At 53.3% G+C, this 14,551-nt stretch carries 14 protein-coding genes; 6 read left to right on the plus strand and 8 right to left on the minus strand.

The features are described 5' to 3' along the window. Positions 1-251 precede the first annotated feature (251 nt). From leuC to ACYAC5_RS21570, 4 genes are read left to right on the plus strand one after another with little or no spacing between them, the layout of a single operon-like run. Positions 252-1,673 (plus strand): 3-isopropylmalate dehydratase large subunit, encoded by a 1,422-nt coding sequence (leuC, locus tag ACYAC5_RS21555; protein WP_462063408.1) that lies wholly within the window; start codon positions 252-254, stop codon positions 1,671-1,673. Between the two features lies 1 nt (position 1,674). Next, positions 1,675-2,310 (plus strand): 3-isopropylmalate dehydratase small subunit, encoded by a 636-nt coding sequence (gene leuD, locus ACYAC5_RS21560; RefSeq protein ID WP_462063409.1) that lies wholly within the window; start codon positions 1,675-1,677, stop codon positions 2,308-2,310. Beyond that, complete coding sequence (locus ACYAC5_RS21565; RefSeq protein ID WP_462063410.1) at positions 2,307-3,221, plus strand: alpha/beta fold hydrolase; 915 nt, start codon at positions 2,307-2,309, stop codon at positions 3,219-3,221. The genes leuD and ACYAC5_RS21565 overlap by 4 nt, the downstream gene beginning before the upstream one ends. 31 nt (positions 3,222-3,252) lie before the next feature. Beyond that, on the plus strand, positions 3,253-4,215 hold the full coding sequence (locus ACYAC5_RS21570) for a LysR substrate-binding domain-containing protein (RefSeq protein ID WP_462063411.1): 963 nt from the start codon (positions 3,253-3,255) through the stop codon (positions 4,213-4,215). 129 nt (positions 4,216-4,344) lie between these two features. Here ACYAC5_RS21570 and ACYAC5_RS21575 read toward each other — a convergent pair whose 3' ends face one another. Next, the gene (locus ACYAC5_RS21575; RefSeq protein WP_101761538.1) at positions 4,345-4,650 is read right to left on the minus strand and encodes a YdgH/BhsA/McbA family protein; all 306 of its coding nucleotides are present in this window, start codon (positions 4,648-4,650) and stop codon (positions 4,345-4,347) included. Between the two features lie 349 nt (positions 4,651-4,999). Continuing rightward, entirely contained in the window at positions 5,000-6,868 is a 1,869-nt protein-coding gene (gene kup, locus ACYAC5_RS21580; RefSeq protein WP_137387352.1) for a low affinity potassium transporter Kup, read from the minus strand. A 348-nt stretch (positions 6,869-7,216) separates the two neighbouring features. Here kup and ACYAC5_RS21585 point away from each other — a divergent pair, with 348 nt between their 5' ends. Next, positions 7,217-8,326 (plus strand): SDR family oxidoreductase, encoded by a 1,110-nt coding sequence (locus tag ACYAC5_RS21585; RefSeq protein WP_277975000.1) that lies wholly within the window; start codon positions 7,217-7,219, stop codon positions 8,324-8,326. A 41-nt stretch (positions 8,327-8,367) separates the two neighbouring features. On the opposite strand, the gene ACYAC5_RS21590 is transcribed toward ACYAC5_RS21585, so the two are convergent. The 3 genes from ACYAC5_RS21590 to ACYAC5_RS21600 all read right to left on the minus strand — a co-directional run bounded on the left by ACYAC5_RS21590 (position 8,368) and on the right by ACYAC5_RS21600 (position 10,534). Next, a complete protein-coding gene (locus ACYAC5_RS21590) occupies positions 8,368-9,168 on the minus strand; it encodes a MetQ/NlpA family ABC transporter substrate-binding protein (protein WP_101761535.1) in 801 nt (266 codons plus the stop codon). Between the two features lie 91 nt (positions 9,169-9,259). Continuing rightward, positions 9,260-10,063 carry an MBL fold metallo-hydrolase gene (locus ACYAC5_RS21595; RefSeq protein ID WP_192413481.1) on the minus strand — a complete coding sequence of 268 codons (804 nt, stop codon included), beginning with the start codon at positions 10,061-10,063 and terminating at the stop codon, positions 9,260-9,262. A 141-nt stretch (positions 10,064-10,204) separates the two neighbouring features. Next, positions 10,205-10,534 carry a gamma-glutamylcyclotransferase family protein gene (locus tag ACYAC5_RS21600; protein WP_192413047.1) on the minus strand — a complete coding sequence of 110 codons (330 nt, stop codon included), beginning with the start codon at positions 10,532-10,534 and terminating at the stop codon, positions 10,205-10,207. Between the two features lie 134 nt (positions 10,535-10,668). On the opposite strand from ACYAC5_RS21600, the gene ACYAC5_RS21605 reads away from it, so the two are divergent. After that, complete coding sequence (locus ACYAC5_RS21605; protein ID WP_192413045.1) at positions 10,669-11,688, plus strand: MBL fold metallo-hydrolase; 1,020 nt, start codon at positions 10,669-10,671, stop codon at positions 11,686-11,688. Between the two features lie 128 nt (positions 11,689-11,816). On the opposite strand, the gene ACYAC5_RS21610 is transcribed toward ACYAC5_RS21605, so the two are convergent. The 3 genes from ACYAC5_RS21610 to ACYAC5_RS21620 all read right to left on the minus strand — a co-directional run bounded on the left by ACYAC5_RS21610 (position 11,817) and on the right by ACYAC5_RS21620 (position 14,536). Then, on the minus strand, positions 11,817-12,260 hold the full coding sequence (locus tag ACYAC5_RS21610) for a hypothetical protein (protein ID WP_309837541.1): 444 nt from the start codon (positions 12,258-12,260) through the stop codon (positions 11,817-11,819). 139 nt (positions 12,261-12,399) lie between these two features. After that, on the minus strand, positions 12,400-13,110 hold the full coding sequence (locus ACYAC5_RS21615) for an SDR family oxidoreductase (protein WP_309837542.1): 711 nt from the start codon (positions 13,108-13,110) through the stop codon (positions 12,400-12,402). 139 nt (positions 13,111-13,249) lie between these two features. Further along, a complete protein-coding gene (locus ACYAC5_RS21620; protein WP_309837544.1) occupies positions 13,250-14,536 on the minus strand; it encodes an MmgE/PrpD family protein in 1,287 nt (428 codons plus the stop codon). Positions 14,537-14,551: the final 15 nt, after the last annotated feature.

The raw sequence follows: 14,551 nt of genomic DNA on the forward strand, positions 1-14,551 counted from the left end.
ATATCGGTAGACGCGACTTAGGTCAAATAAAACTCCTGCTATTTTACGCACATTGCGTAGCGGCGCGATTCATCGCGCAATCAATTGCGCCGCTACAATGCGTGCGCGATGTTCTGCCATTCATGGCGACCAACTTACCTACTGCACATTTCATAAAACATCACTTCACGAAGCGTGTTCGTTCCCCGCGCACAAACTGATTTACCCTAACATCTCTAATGACTTGTTTTACTTTTCGCGTGGGCAACGGCATGGCTAACAAAACACTGTATGAAAAACTGATCGATCAGCATGTGGTTCGTAAGTTAGATGATGAAGGGCATGTGCTGCTCTATATCGATCGTTCGATTCTCAATGAATACACCAGCCCGCAGGCGTTTAGCGGCCTGCGCGATCACCAGCGTCTTGTGCGCAATCCGGGCACCATTTTGCTGAATGTCGATCACGTTAACCCGACGCGCCCCGAGCGTGATGAGGCGATGACCGACGCGGGTGGACAGTTACAAGTCGATTACTTTCGCCAGAACGCCGCGCATTTTGGCATCGAACTGTTCGATGTGCTTGACCCGCGTCAAGGCATCGAACACGTCGTCGCACACGAGCAAGGCCTGGTAATGCCCGGTATGGTGATTGCCGCAGGCGACAGCCATACCACCACTTACGGCGCGTTTGGCGCGCTCGGTTTCGGCATCGGCACCTCGGAAATCGAGCACCTGCTGGCGACGCAAACCCTGATTTATCGCACCCTAAAAACCATGTTGGTGACGTTGAGCGGTGAGCTGCCGTTTGGGTGTTCGGCGAAGGACATCATCATGGCGCTGATCGAGCAGATTGGCGCATCAGGCGCGACCGGATTTGCCATTGAATTTGCCGGTGTTGCCATCGAAGCGCTGAGCATGGAAGGGCGCATGACGCTGTGCAACATGGCAGTGGAAGCCGGTGCGCGCGGTGCGATTATCGCGCCGGATGAAAAAGTGTTTGCCTATATCGCCGGCAAACCGCAAATGCCGACCGGCGAGCTGTGGCAGCAGGCCGTTGCGGAGTGGCGCGATTTACGCAGCGATGCGGACGCGCATTTCGACAGCCGCATCGCTATCGACTGCAGCGATCTTGAACCCAAAGTGACATGGGGAATCAGCCCGGACCAAGCCAGTGCCATTACCGGCCACGTGCCCGACCCGGCGCAGGAAACAGATGTGGTGAAACAGCAGACGCTGCGGAGCGCGCTGCAATATATGGGGCTGGAACCCGGCACGCCGTTAGCGGAGATCGCCATCACGCATGCCTTTATTGGTTCCTGTACCAACGGGCGCATTGAAGATCTGCGCGCTGCCGCTGCGATTATCGACGGACACAAAATCGCGCCGCACGTACGCGGCATTATCGTGCCGGGATCGACGCAGGTGCGTCAGCAGGCAGAAGCGGAAGGTTTAGCCGCGATATTCGTCAACGCCGGTTTCGAATGGCGTCAATCGGGCTGCTCGATGTGCCTGGCGATGAACGAAGATGTGTTAGCGCCCGGCGATCGCTGTGCGTCCGGCACCAACCGCAATTTCCCTGGCCGCCAGGGCGCGGGTGCGCGCACGCACTTAATGAGCCCGGCGATGGTCGCCGCCGCCGCGATTGCCGGCCATCTGGTTGATGTCCGCAAATTCATGACTGCAGAGGTTTGAGATGGAAGCATTTAACAACATGACGGGCACGCTGGCGCCACTACCGGCGGCCAATATTGATACCGATGTGATCATGCCAAAGCAGTTTCTCAAAGGCATCGATCGTAAGAATTTGGATCGCGGTGTGTTCTTCGACCTGCGCTTCCTGCCCGACGGCCGCCCAAATCCCGCTTTCATTCTTAATCAAGCCGGTTGGGAAAACGCCGCCTTCTTACTGGTGGGCGCCAATTTCGGCTGCGGCTCCAGCCGCGAACATGCGGTGTGGGGACTCAATCAGCTTGGTATCCGCGCCATTATCGGTACCAGCTTTGCCGGCATCTTCGACGATAACTGCCAGCGCAATGGCGTTTTGACGCTGACGTTAAGCGAAGAGGATTATCAGCGCCTGAGCGCGGTAGCGAACGATGCCGCCAGTAATCGCATTACCGTGTCGCTGGAACAACAGGCAATCCTCTTCAATAATCAACGCATTGCCTTTTCAGTTAGTGCGTTGAAACGCGAGATGTTATTGGGCGGCGGCAGCGCGGTGGACTGGACGTTACAGTACGAATCCGATATCACCCAGTTTGAAGCGCAGCATTTTGCCCAGCGTCCGTGGCTAAAACGCGATCAAATCCAACAGGATGCACCAGCATGAGTGAGATTACGCCACGCGGTGATTCACCCTTTATCAGCGGCTTTACGCTGAGCGATGTGCGTCTGGCGAACGGCGTGACGCTGCGCGTTGCGATGGGCGGCGAAGGTCCGCCACTGCTGATGCTGCACGGACATCCGCAAAATCATCTGGCGTGGCGCAAAATTGCACCGCAGCTGGCGCAGCAGTATCGCGTAATCCTGCCGGATCTGCGCGGTTACGGCGACAGCGACAAGCCGCCGAGTGATGAGGCGCATCGCGCTTACTCGAAACGGGTGATGGCGCAGGATATCAGCCTGTTAATCGAGGCGTTGGGATTAGAGCGCGTGGCATTTGTCGGGCACGATCGCGGTGCGCGCGTGGGCCATCGGCTGGCGCTTGATCATCCGGAAAAACTTTCCTGCTGCGTGTTTGTGGATATTGCGCCGACCGCGACCATGTACGCCTTAACCAACAAAGCGTTTGCCACGCGCTATTTCTGGTGGTTTTTCCTGATTCAACCTTATCCATTACCTGAAACCCTGATCGGCCACGATCCGGCATTATTCCTGCGTAAACACATTGATGGGCAATTAAAAACGCCGGGCGCCACCGAGGAGGTCATCTTCAACGATTACCTGCGCTGTTATCAAAATAAAGAGATGATTCACGCGGTGTGCGAAGATTATCGCGCCGCGGCGACGATTGATTTAGACGATGATGCGCAGGACAGCGATAAACGCATTGAGGCGCCGCTCCTGTTGTTATGGGGAGAAAAGGGCACGGTTGGCCAGTTATATAACGTGGTGGAAACCTGGCGGGACAAAGCGCGCAATATTCAGGGCAACGCATTACCTTGCGGTCATTCACCGCATGAGGAAGTGCCTGAACTGTTTTTAAGTCAGCTTCAGTGCTTTCTGGATTCTGTGTTATAACCGGCTAAATTTCGCTAACGCCGTGGTGGTGATGAAAATACTGCTTGCCGGAAAAAGTTATCAGAAGCCGCTTCAGGGTTGGCCGTCCGTCGAAGATCTGTATGTCTTTATCAGCGTAGCGCGCTATGAAGGTTTTGGCCGCGCTGCGATTGAGCTCGGCCAGTCGCCATCCTATATCAGCAAGCGTATTGCCATCCTCGAAAAGCAGCTGGAAACCCGGCTGTTTTTCCGCACCAACCGCGTAATGCGCCTGACGCCAGAAGGTGAAAAGGCGTTGGAAGGTGCGTTGCAAGTGGTGCACGAAATGGATTCCTTCCTGAATAACTTTCAGCAGTGGCGCGGCGAATTAACCGGCGATCTGACTGTGGCCTGTTCATTTGGCTTTGGCCAGGATTATTTGTCCGATGCGATTGCCGAATTTATGACGCGTCATCCGTCACTGAACATCAAATTGATGCTCAGCGATCGCGATATTGATTTATTGCAGTCAGGCACTGACGTCGATATTCGGGTGGGTGATGATGTGAATCACGCCTACATTGCACGAAAATTAGCCGCCAATCGGCGCATTCTTTGTGCTACTGCAGATTATTTAGCCCGGTCACGTCCGCTGGAGACGCTGGATGATTTAATCGATCACAGCTGTCTTATTATTAATGAAAATAATAATACCTTTGGGCATTGGACGTTAACCGACGGCGAAAATAAAATAGTTTGTCGCCTGAATAGCCATTACTCATCGAACAGCGGAAAAGTGATTCTGAATTGGACATTAAAATCGCACGGGATTGCGTTGCGTTCTGTGTGGGATGTGGCGCCGTATTTACGCGAAAACCAATTGCTGCACGTATTACCGCAATGGTATCAGGAAGCGAATATCTGGGCGGTTTACACCCAGCGTGCTTCTGAATCGCCGCGCATTAAAGTGTTTATTGATTTTCTTGTCGACTATTTTGCAGAAAAAAGCCTGCCGATGATGAAGGGTAAATTATAAATACCCTAAATAATTCGAGTTGCAGGAAGGCGGCAAGTATGTGAATCCCAGGAGCTTACATTAGTAAGTGACTGGGGTGAACATGCGCGGCCAACGCTCCTGCAACTTGAAGTATGACGGGTATTAACATTAGCCATAAGCCACTTTGCTATTGATGTGATAAAGGGTGGCAGTGGCGGCCATGACGTGCTGACCATCGTGCGCCGGTTCGTGGGATTCCACTTCGGTGATGTGATAACCCACCGCACCGGCAGCAACGGCTTTCTGCACAAAGGCGTCATTCAGCTCTTCCATTGAAGTCGCCCAGCTCACCGAAGTAAAGCCTACCGGATGAATCGATGAAAGCTCGCGATGGGTTAAATCGCCGCGAATTAAAACCGGTTTAACGGATTGCGGTGTGAAAATTGATATTACGTCATTAATTAATTGTTTCATGGCGATACTCCTCGCAAATAATAACTGAGCCAATGGCCGCAGCTACGAATCTTTCAATTGTTGGTAATGTGCTGACACCCTAAATGTTTACGGCGAGTGATGATGGCCGGTGAAGTTAATAAACACCTTTTCAGGTTAAGCGTTTTAGCTTTAATTGCTAATTAGATGTTAAGAAAGATTCAGCCACAACTCATTCAACCTTACGCGACTATTTTTGCATCTGGTTACATTTGGTGTGTTAACCCTAACAGTCGACAGGAAGTTGAATATAAAGCCTGATCGTAGCGGCGCGATTTATCGCGCAATGAACTGCGCCGCTACAATCCCTGCGCTTTATGTCATCGGCAGATTAAAATTCGCGCTGCCCGCCCAATTCAATGACTCGATTCGGCGGGATATTGAATTGCTCATGTGCGCGCTGCGCATTGCGCTGGCAGAAGTGGAAAATACCGCCTTTAATGCGCATCAAACCTTTTCTCTTCTTCATCACCAGCGTGTCGTGCGAGGTAAAGAACGAGGCTTCATTGACGGTACAACCCAATCCTTCCAACCCGCACAAATGCAGGATCTCGGCCATCGATGGCGTCTCGCGCCAGCCGTAAGCGGCGGTCACCTGCCAGAACGTTGGCGACAATTGAGTGATGCTCAGACGCTTCTGGTTATAGACGCGCGGGATATCGGTAGTGCGAATATGCAGCAGCACCACACGTTTATGCAGCACGCGGTTGTGTTTAAGGTTATGTAACAGCGCCTGCGGAATCTCATGCTCTTTACGTGAGAGGAAGATTGCGGTGCCCGGCACACGACTGGGCGGATGGGTTTCCAGCGATCGCACCAGCGCCTGCAGGCTCTCAGGATCGTTATTCAACTTGCGGATTAGGCGATTACGCTCGCTGCTCCAAATGAGCATCAATCCCATCATGCTCAGCGCCAGCAGCACCGGCACCCAACCACCGGACAGCAGTTTCATCAGGTTGGCGCTGAACAGCGGCACATCTATGCTTAACATACACAGCAGGAAAACCAGCGCCACCGGCAGCGGCCACTTCCAGTTACGCAGCGCTACCACGCCCGCCAGACAAGCGGTGATCACCATTGTGCCGGTCACCACAATGCCGTACGCCGAAGAGAGCGCCGAAGATTGTCGGAACGCCAGCACAATCACCGTCACCGCGACAAACAGCAGCCAGTTCACCACCGGAATATAGATCTGACCGGATTCCGTGTGCGAGGTGAAGATGATGCGCATCGGCGGCAGAAATCCCTGACGGATCGCCTGATGCGTCAGCGTATACACGCCGGTAATCACCGACTGCGCGGCGATCACCGTGGCCAGCGTTGACAGCACAATCAGTGGGATCTGTCCCCAACCCGGCGCGAGATTAAAGAACGGATTATTGAGAGCCTGCGCATCGGCAATGACCAGCGCGCCCTGCCCAAAGTAGTTGAGCACCAGCGCGGGCATGGCGATCACCAGCCAGGCCATGCGAATCGGCGCTTTGCCCAGATGTCCCATATCGGCGTACAGCGCCTCCGCGCCGGTCACCGCCAGCACCACCATGCCCAGCGCGGCAAACGACAGCGCTTTGTGGCTAAGCAGGAACGTCAGCGCATAGGAGGGATTCAGCGCGTAAAGCACTTCAGGATTAAGCAGGATGCCGCGAATGCCTAACAGGGCAATCGACACAAACCAGACAAACATCACCGGGCCAAAAACCTTACTGACCTTCTCGGTGCCGTGTTTTTGAATCATAAACAGTAGCGTGAGAATCGCCACTGCCAGCGGCACCACATATTTATCCAGCTCAGGTGACACCACTTCGATACCTTCGATCGCCGACAGCACCGAAATCGCCGGTGTGATCACGCCATCGCCGTAGAAGAACGCGCCGCCAATCAAGCCCGCTAACACAATGATGTGCGAGGCTTTCGGCCCAACATGCTGGCGTGCCAGCGACATCAGCGTTAATACGCCGCCTTCGCCATCATGATCGGCGCGCATCACAAAGCAGACGTATTTCAGCGTCACGATCAGCGTCAGCGCCCAGAAAATCAGCGACAAAAATCCCATCACTGCGGTGGTGGAGACGGCGCCATTAGGCAAAATGGAGAGGCACTCTTTAAGGGTATAAAGCGGGCTGGTGCCGATATCCCCAAACACGATCCCCGCGGCCGCCAGCATGCCAGCAGGCAAGGACTGTTTTTCACTTTGACTCATAGATTTCCTGTGGTTTATCAGGGTTGAGGCTAATGAGGGCGAACATACCTGTTTGCGATCGAAGCGAACAGTGGCAGGCGAATTTACGTACAGCATTTTTACGCGTAACGCCGATATTTTTACACCATTTTTATATCGCGCTCATTTTTCACGCTGAGCGTAGTGGAATATTTGACTGCGCACTGAGGCCCAAATATCACATTTGAACATATATAAACCAATGCTCACTGGAGCGGTTTTACCCGCAGGAAAGCACAGGGCATTTATTCATCATTTACCCACGCGAGCATAGATTCTAGCCAGCTAAATGCACAGTTTTTCCTGTAACGAACCGGTGGGTTAAAAAATATGAATACAGTACTCATAACGGGTGCAACTGGATTTTTGGGCGGTGCGGTCGCGGTTAATCTGCTCAAGAAAAGTGATCATTACCGACTACTTTTATTAGTGCGGGCTAATAGTCAAGCTGCAGGATTAGAGCGAATTAAGGAAAACCTGATTAAATTTGGCGTTGAAGCCGGTCAATTAAACAGGCTCACCCACGAGAACATCTTAATAGGCGATCTTGCTGAGCCGGAACGGTTTATTGACGATGCGCGCTTGACCAAGGTTACGCATGTGCTTAACTGCGCCGCTGTCGCCTCTTTTGGCGCGAATCCCCTCATCTGGAAAGTCAATGTAGAAGGCACCTTCGCATTTGCCAGTCGTATGGCGCGGGTGAAAGGGCTCAAGCGCTTTGTGCATGTCGGTACCGCTATGTCGTGTGCGCCCGAAGCCAATTCGCTGGTGGTGGAAAGTGAGTTGAATACGCTGCGCGAACAACACGTTGTGGAATATACGTGGAGTAAAGCGACGGTTGAAAGAATGATGAGCGAGATGTTACCTAATCTGCCCTTAGTCATCGCGCGACCATCCATTGTGGTGGGGCATTCGGACTGTGGCTGTGCGCCGTCCCCAAGCATTTTTTGGGTATTTCGCATGGTGCTCACGTTAGGCAAATTTATGTGTGAGCTGAATGACCGTATCGATGTGGTGCCGGTCGATTACTGTGCCGATGCGCTGGAGTTGTTATTGACGGCTCCCAACGTGGAGAAAACGATTATTCATATTTCAGCGGGCGAAAATAGCAGCGTCACGTTTGCCGAGATTGATCGGGCGATGGCACAAGCCTCGGGACACGTTGCGGTGGCCGAAACGTATCAGAAAGTGAATTACCGTGAACTGGCAGCGAGCAGGAGCTCATTTTCTACCCTGTTTGGTCCCTGTAATGAACGCATCTTATTACGCGCCATGAATCTGTATGGACATTTTTCAAAACTGAATGTGGTGTTTAGCAATGAAAAATTGCTGGAGCTGGGTATGCCGCCATCGTCAAAGTTTACTGACTATTTGCATCATTGTGTCGCTTCAACGCGTAATGCAACTATTGCGGAGCTGATGGAGGTCGATTTTAAATAAGCTGAAACTGCGCAGTTAATATCTGCGCAGTTTTCGCCGAATTACCAGCCTTTAATAATATCGCCTTTGTAGATCTCGTTGGCTTTATCCAGCACTTCCTGTGACTGGAAGGCTTGTTTCAGCTTCTGCACGTTGGCGCTGTCTTTATTATCTTCACGCGCCACAATCGCATTCACATAAGGCGAGGCTTTGCCTTCCATAAACATGCCGTCACGCGAGGCAGAGAGATTAACCAGCGCGGCGAAGTTGTTGTTGATGATCGAAAGATAAACCTGCGGATCGTCCAGCGTACGCGCCAGCTGCGGCGTATCCACCTCAACAATTTTCAGCTTCTTCGGATTGTCGGTGATATCCAGCGTGGTTGGCAGCAAGCCCGCTTCGGGTTTCACTTTGATCAAGCCCTGCGCCTGCAACAGCAGCAGGCTGCGGCCGAGCGTGGTGGCTTCGTTGGAGAGGGTCACGGTGGCGCCGTCAGGCAACGCTTTCAGCGATTTAATCTTGCGCGAGTAGCCTGCAATCGGGAACACGAAGGTGTTGGTGACCACGGCGAAGTGGTAGCCGCGCTCTTTGGATTGCATCTCCAGATAAGGCAGGCTCTGGAAGGCGTTGGCATCGACATCTTTGTTGAACAGCGCTTCATTCGGCTGCACATAATCATTGAAGGCCACCACATCGACATCCAGCTGATATTTGTCGTGCGCCACTTGCTTCACGGTATCCCACAGCGCCTGGTCTGGTCCGGTATTAATGGCCACTTTGATTTGATTTTCATCGTCTTTGTTGCAGCCACTAAGCAGCGCCACGGATGCAGCCAGCAGCGTCGTGAGTAAAATTTTCTTCATTACGCGGATTCCCTTTAAACGTAGGGAACGGACTATAATGGATGTTTAGACGTCTGTACATCCATCCACGGCGCGTTTGCTTACAATTCGTTCAGGAGAGAGACTTCTGCAAGCAGGCAATATATTTCTCGCCCGACTGCATCACGATCCGCTGCGCGTCAGTGAGAATTTGGCGATGCTCGAACGCGCCGTATAAGCGCGAAAATTTTAGCGCCGCCAGCCGACGCATAATATCGCTGACTGCCGCCGCCGGTAACGGCAGCATATTTGGATAGCTCCACATAAATGACACCGCATCCGCGCCAGGCGTGACTTGCACGATATCGCCACTCAACAGCACGCCGTCATCGTGCGTCCAATGCAATACGCATCCGCCAGCAAAATGCCCGCCAAGGCGGACCAGTTTCACTTCCGGCACAATTTCCAGCTCGTCATTTTGCCAAAGATGAATATGCGGGCTGTCGCGCATAATCCATTGACTATCGTTAGCATGCAGATAGATCGGCGCGTCGAATGCCGCTGCCCAATCCTGCATGGTGCTGTAATAGTGCGGATGCGATATAGCGATGGCGTGAATACCACCGAGCGCGGTAACAATCGCTTTGGTGGCATCATCGAAATTAGCGATGCAATCCCACAAAATATTGCCGTGCGGCGTTTGCAGCAGAAACGCGCGTTGATTAATAGCAAAGCTGGGCACGGTTTGCAGACTGAACACGTTGGCAGCATGCTGCTGCCATTTATTGCAGTGTGTGGCTTGCAGGCTATGCAGTGGAGTCCATTTTTGCCCGCTGGCCGGCACAAACTGTCGTTCATCTTCACATATTTTGCAGTGTTCGATTTGACTCTGTTGCTCATCGTAAGATGTGCCGCAGGCGGTGCAGACTTTGATCATCATGAATTCCTCTCGTCTATTTGAGATTCATTCTAGAAGCCGAAATCAGGGCGTGCGCAGATCATTACAGATTGTATTGAGGACGTTGCACCGCATTGGGGGTGGAAGAGGAAATCGGGCGTAAATACTGGCATTGTGAAGTTAAAGTTGCGGCTGCAACTGATAAATCCACGCCGTGATCAGCTCGCCATTGCTGGTGGTGACATCAACTTCCACGCGATCGTAGCCATCTTCAAACTCATCGAGCATCGGCCAATGCGGTTCAAGTTTCTCTGAGATAAACAGATAACCCGGCACGCGTGGGCCGTTTTCCTGCAACACAATGCCGGGGAAATCTGCTGCTGCGCCCCAGCCGCGCTCATAAAAGGTGCCAGAAACCGTTCCCGCCAGCCATTCGCCACCGATGTTTTCCAGAACATGCGCATTTGAATGGCCGGGCTGGAGCGTACCGTAAACAAATAAACGTTTCATTTTCCCTCATAAAATCAAGCAAAAGCGTTAATTTAACTCTCGGCGTTAGCGAAGTCATCAACCGCCCAATATGCGATGTGCGTTGCCGTAAAAGTGACTATTCTGAAGGACCCGGGATGAGAGGTAAAAGATCAATGTTGAATAGTTCGAGCATTTGTCGCTGCAATATAAAACGCTATCCGCAATCCGCTCAGTTTGATGGCAAAAGGTTTAACAATAAGATCCCACGCCAGCAGTTAGGATTAACTGAGTTCGCCAAACTATTCTGGGATTTTGCCTTTAACAAACCGAAAAATACCGCACCTGAATCTGCGCTGCCGCTCATCAAACTCGACGCGCAGCAACTTGCGGCTGCGGCGGATAACAGCGTATTTCGCCTTGGCCACTCATCATTGCTATTTAAAATGCAGGGCAAATACTGGCTGACCGATCCGGTATTTACGCAGCGCGCCTCACCCTTTAAGTGGTTTGGCCCGAAACGCTTCCAGCCTGCGCCGATTGCGCTTGAAGATTTGCCGCCCATCGAAGGGGTCATTCTTTCGCATGATCATTACGATCATCTGGATTATCACACCATTTTGCAGCTCAAAGATCGCGTGTGCTATTTCCTGACGCCGCTGGGTGTCGGTGATTTACTGATATCCTGGGGCGTTGCGCCGGAAAAAATCACCCAGCTGGATTGGTGGGAATCAAAGAATATCGGCGGTATTCATTTTGTCGCCACGCCATCGCAGCATTTTTCTGGCCGTGGCATGTTCGACAGTAATAAGCGGCTGTGGTGCTCATGGAGCATTATCAGCGATGATTTCCGCCTGTTCTATGGCGGGGATTCCGGTTATTTCGATGGTTTCAAACAGATCGGTAATAAATTCGGTCCGTTCGATATGGCCTTTCTGGAAAACGGCGCTTATGACCGTCGCTGGGCCGATATTCATATGCTGCCACAAGACACCATCAAAGCCTTTATCGACCTCAACGCGAAATGGCTGTTTCCGATTCACAATGCCGCTTTCGATTTAGCGTTTCATGCATGGAATGATCCGCTTAATCAAATCGTGACGCTGGCACAGGAACAGCAGATTAATGTGTCGATGCCCCAACTCGGGCAGGGCGTGCAATTTTTGCAGCCGCAGCAAGAGAAAAAGTGGTGGTAAATGATGCCCGATTGCCAGGCAATCGGGTCATCCGGTTATTTCGTCAGTTCGCCCGCGAATGAACGCATTTAACTTAGTGCGGCAGGCGGTGATTGCCGACATCAGCAGTGAATCCTGCGCCATCACGCTTACCCGGCGTCGCTGGATTTGGGCGGATTATTCTCTGGCTGCGGACGCGTTTCACCTCGCTCATCATAACGACCATGCCAGTCGCAGCGATCGTGATGACCACGATGACCAAAGCGATTGCGGCGATGCTGCATAAACTCTTCGCGCTGTTCTGGCGTCATCTGCATCCAACGTTCGTGCATGCGGCGACGCGCCATGCCGAACATGCCCGGACGGAATCCCAAACCGCCAAACAAGATGCGGCACAACGCCAGCAAGCCCAGCGCCTGCCAGAAACCGATGCTTTTCACACCGATGATGCCCGGCAGCAACGCATTCCACAGCGACATCACCAACAAGCCCAGCGCGGCGATAATCACCGCGCCCATCAGCAGCGGTTTCGCCAGGCGATGACCGCCAAAATGCTCCCGATGACCGTGTCTGTGCATATCAAAATCTCTCATTGTTTTGTCCTCATGACATTAACGGATAACTGCTGGTGATGAGGTAGACGAATGAGCAGTGAGAATATTGCTAAAAAAACGTAAAAAAGAAAAAGGCCGCCGTAAGGCAGCCTCGCGTTATGGATTTTTCACTGCTGAATCAGCGCCTGGCTTTATCGCGGCGTGGACGAATCACAATATCTGCAATCTGCGTATCTTCCGGACTATCCACAATAAACCGCACGGCGCGCGCCACCGAACTCGCATCGAGATACTCCTGCGGATTGATCGGCGCATGGTTACCCGCGCGGGCACGCGAGGCTTGATTCATCGGCGTATCGGTTGGGCCGGGCGCGACTGTCGCGACCCGCACGCCATGTTCGCTCTCTTCGCTACGCAGCGCATGCGCCAGCGCGGTAAGGGCAAATTTGGAGGCGGAGTAAATGACGTGTCCCGCTAACGCCAGCGTCCCGGAGCCGGAGTTGATAAACACCACTTTGCCCTGTGAGGCGCGCAGGGCGGGCAAGGTTAAGCGCGTGAGTTCTGCAGGCGCAATGACATTAATGTTCAGGTGCTGTTGCCACAGTTCTGGCGTGGCGGAGAAGGTAGTGCTGAGAATCGAGATCGCCGCCGAATGCACCAGTACATCAACCCGATTTAATGTGGCGGTGAACGCGGCCACGGCGGCAAAATCTGTGATATCCAGTGCAACCGGAATTACATTGGTGACCTGTTCTAAAGCCTGCAACGTTTGCTGATTGCGCCCAATCGCGTAAACCTGATGGTCGGCCGCCAATAACTTCACGGTTTCCAGGCCAATGCCGCTGTTGCCGCCGGTGACAATCGCGACCGGTAGTGCTGATGCTGTCATAGGTTCCTCTCCTGTTGATGATTTCAAGCTATGGAAAAGGACGGCCGCAGGCAAATGCCTAAATTGACTATGTTTACCTGGTGCGCATGAATGCGCACTCGTTGTAGCGGCGCCATTCATGGCGGCCAATATCAAAAACTCATACCATCAACTCACGCATAAACCCCAAATCATGCTGTTGTTCGAGCTGCAGCAGTTGCTGATAGATATTCCCAGCGTTGGGCAAATCCGCACAGCAGTCATGAAATTTCGCCTCGCGCTCCGCTGCGCTAAAAGGTTCATCGTGCGCGCCGCGCGCATGGCGACGTGAATGCACCATTTCGCGGCCATCTTTAAAGCGCAATGTGAGAATGTGGGGTAAATCGCGGCTTTCCGCTTCCTGTTCTGCCGTCCACGGCGACATGCTGATACTTGCCATCAGCGCGTTATCCGTCTGCGCCCGCACGCTTTGCGCGGTAAAGTCCGTGACGCTCAGCGCCCCTTTTTCCAGCATCATCGCCACACAATATTGCATCGAGAAGCGCGCCTGCATTTCATCCTGCGGCTGTGCATAGGCGAGGTTGCGCCAGTTGGCGATGCCCACCTGACAATGCACGCTTTTGATCTCGTCCAGTGATAGCGTCTGGCGCTGCTGCAAATCGGCAATGGCGTCGAGAATGCGATGCGTTGAACCGCAGCACGGATGCTTTTTCGGCATCACGCCGATGCGCTCGATAACGTGTTCATTCTCACAAGGCAACGCGGACACACTGAGTTTCCCCGCGTACAACTCAGCAAAACCCTGCGCGCATTCAATGATATCAGTGCGGCCTTGCATGCCAGTTTGCGCCAGCAGCGCGGCATCGACGGCGCTACGTGCGGCCATTCCGGCATGAAAGGGTTTGAGCGGCGTGCCGAACTGTCCTTTCACACCGCTGGCGAGACTCACCGCGATGCTGAGTGCGCGCGCAATGCCCGCCGTATCCATGCCCAGCAGCGCCGCAACGCCCGCCGCGCTGCCGATGCAGCCGACAGTGGATGTGCCGTGCCAGCCGGCGGTGTAGTGCTGATAGCCAATCGACTCGCCCACAAAGGCTTGTGCCTGCAGGCCAATCAGGTAAGCACGGACAAGCTGCGCACCATCGCATTGTTGCGCCACCGCTAGCAGTGCGGGCACCAGCACCGCCGAGGCGTGACTCATGCCAGGCGCAAAGTTGTCGTCATAATCGATGGCGTGCGCGGCGGTGGCGTTAAACAGCGCATCCAGTGAGCGGGTGCGTGGGTGTTCGGGCCAGGTTTGCAGCACCGCGCGGGTTGAGAAATCATTGCGCCCCGCGACCATGCAGCCGAGCGTATCGGCAATGGCATCGCAGGCTAGCTGGCGAGCATGAGGCGAGAAGGCGGGCGGCGTGAAGCACCACTGCGCCAGCTTTTCAATAAGTGTCATGAACGAATCCTCATA

Source organism: Pantoea sp. y20, from assembly GCF_054903455.1.

Coding starts and splice junctions, on each gene's coding strand:
- leuC (WP_462063408.1), top strand. CDS start 252: ATGGCTAACAAAACACTGTATGAAAAACTGATCGATCAGCATGTGGTT.
- leuD (WP_462063409.1), top strand. CDS start 1,675: ATGGAAGCATTTAACAACATGACGGGCACGCTGGCGCCACTACCGGCG.
- ACYAC5_RS21565 (WP_462063410.1), top strand. CDS start 2,307: ATGAGTGAGATTACGCCACGCGGTGATTCACCCTTTATCAGCGGCTTT.
- ACYAC5_RS21570 (WP_462063411.1), top strand. CDS start 3,253: ATGAAAATACTGCTTGCCGGAAAAAGTTATCAGAAGCCGCTTCAGGGT.
- ACYAC5_RS21575 (WP_101761538.1), bottom strand. CDS start 4,650: ATGAAACAATTAATTAATGACGTAATATCAATTTTCACACCGCAATCC.
- kup (WP_137387352.1), bottom strand. CDS start 6,868: ATGAGTCAAAGTGAAAAACAGTCCTTGCCTGCTGGCATGCTGGCGGCC.
- ACYAC5_RS21585 (WP_277975000.1), top strand. CDS start 7,217: ATGAATACAGTACTCATAACGGGTGCAACTGGATTTTTGGGCGGTGCG.
- ACYAC5_RS21590 (WP_101761535.1), bottom strand. CDS start 9,168: ATGAAGAAAATTTTACTCACGACGCTGCTGGCTGCATCCGTGGCGCTG.
- ACYAC5_RS21595 (WP_192413481.1), bottom strand. CDS start 10,063: ATGATCAAAGTCTGCACCGCCTGCGGCACATCTTACGATGAGCAACAG.
- ACYAC5_RS21600 (WP_192413047.1), bottom strand. CDS start 10,534: ATGAAACGTTTATTTGTTTACGGTACGCTCCAGCCCGGCCATTCAAAT.
- ACYAC5_RS21605 (WP_192413045.1), top strand. CDS start 10,669: ATGTTGAATAGTTCGAGCATTTGTCGCTGCAATATAAAACGCTATCCG.
- ACYAC5_RS21610 (WP_309837541.1), bottom strand. CDS start 12,260: ATGAGAGATTTTGATATGCACAGACACGGTCATCGGGAGCATTTTGGC.
- ACYAC5_RS21615 (WP_309837542.1), bottom strand. CDS start 13,110: ATGACAGCATCAGCACTACCGGTCGCGATTGTCACCGGCGGCAACAGC.
- ACYAC5_RS21620 (WP_309837544.1), bottom strand. CDS start 14,536: ATGACACTTATTGAAAAGCTGGCGCAGTGGTGCTTCACGCCGCCCGCC.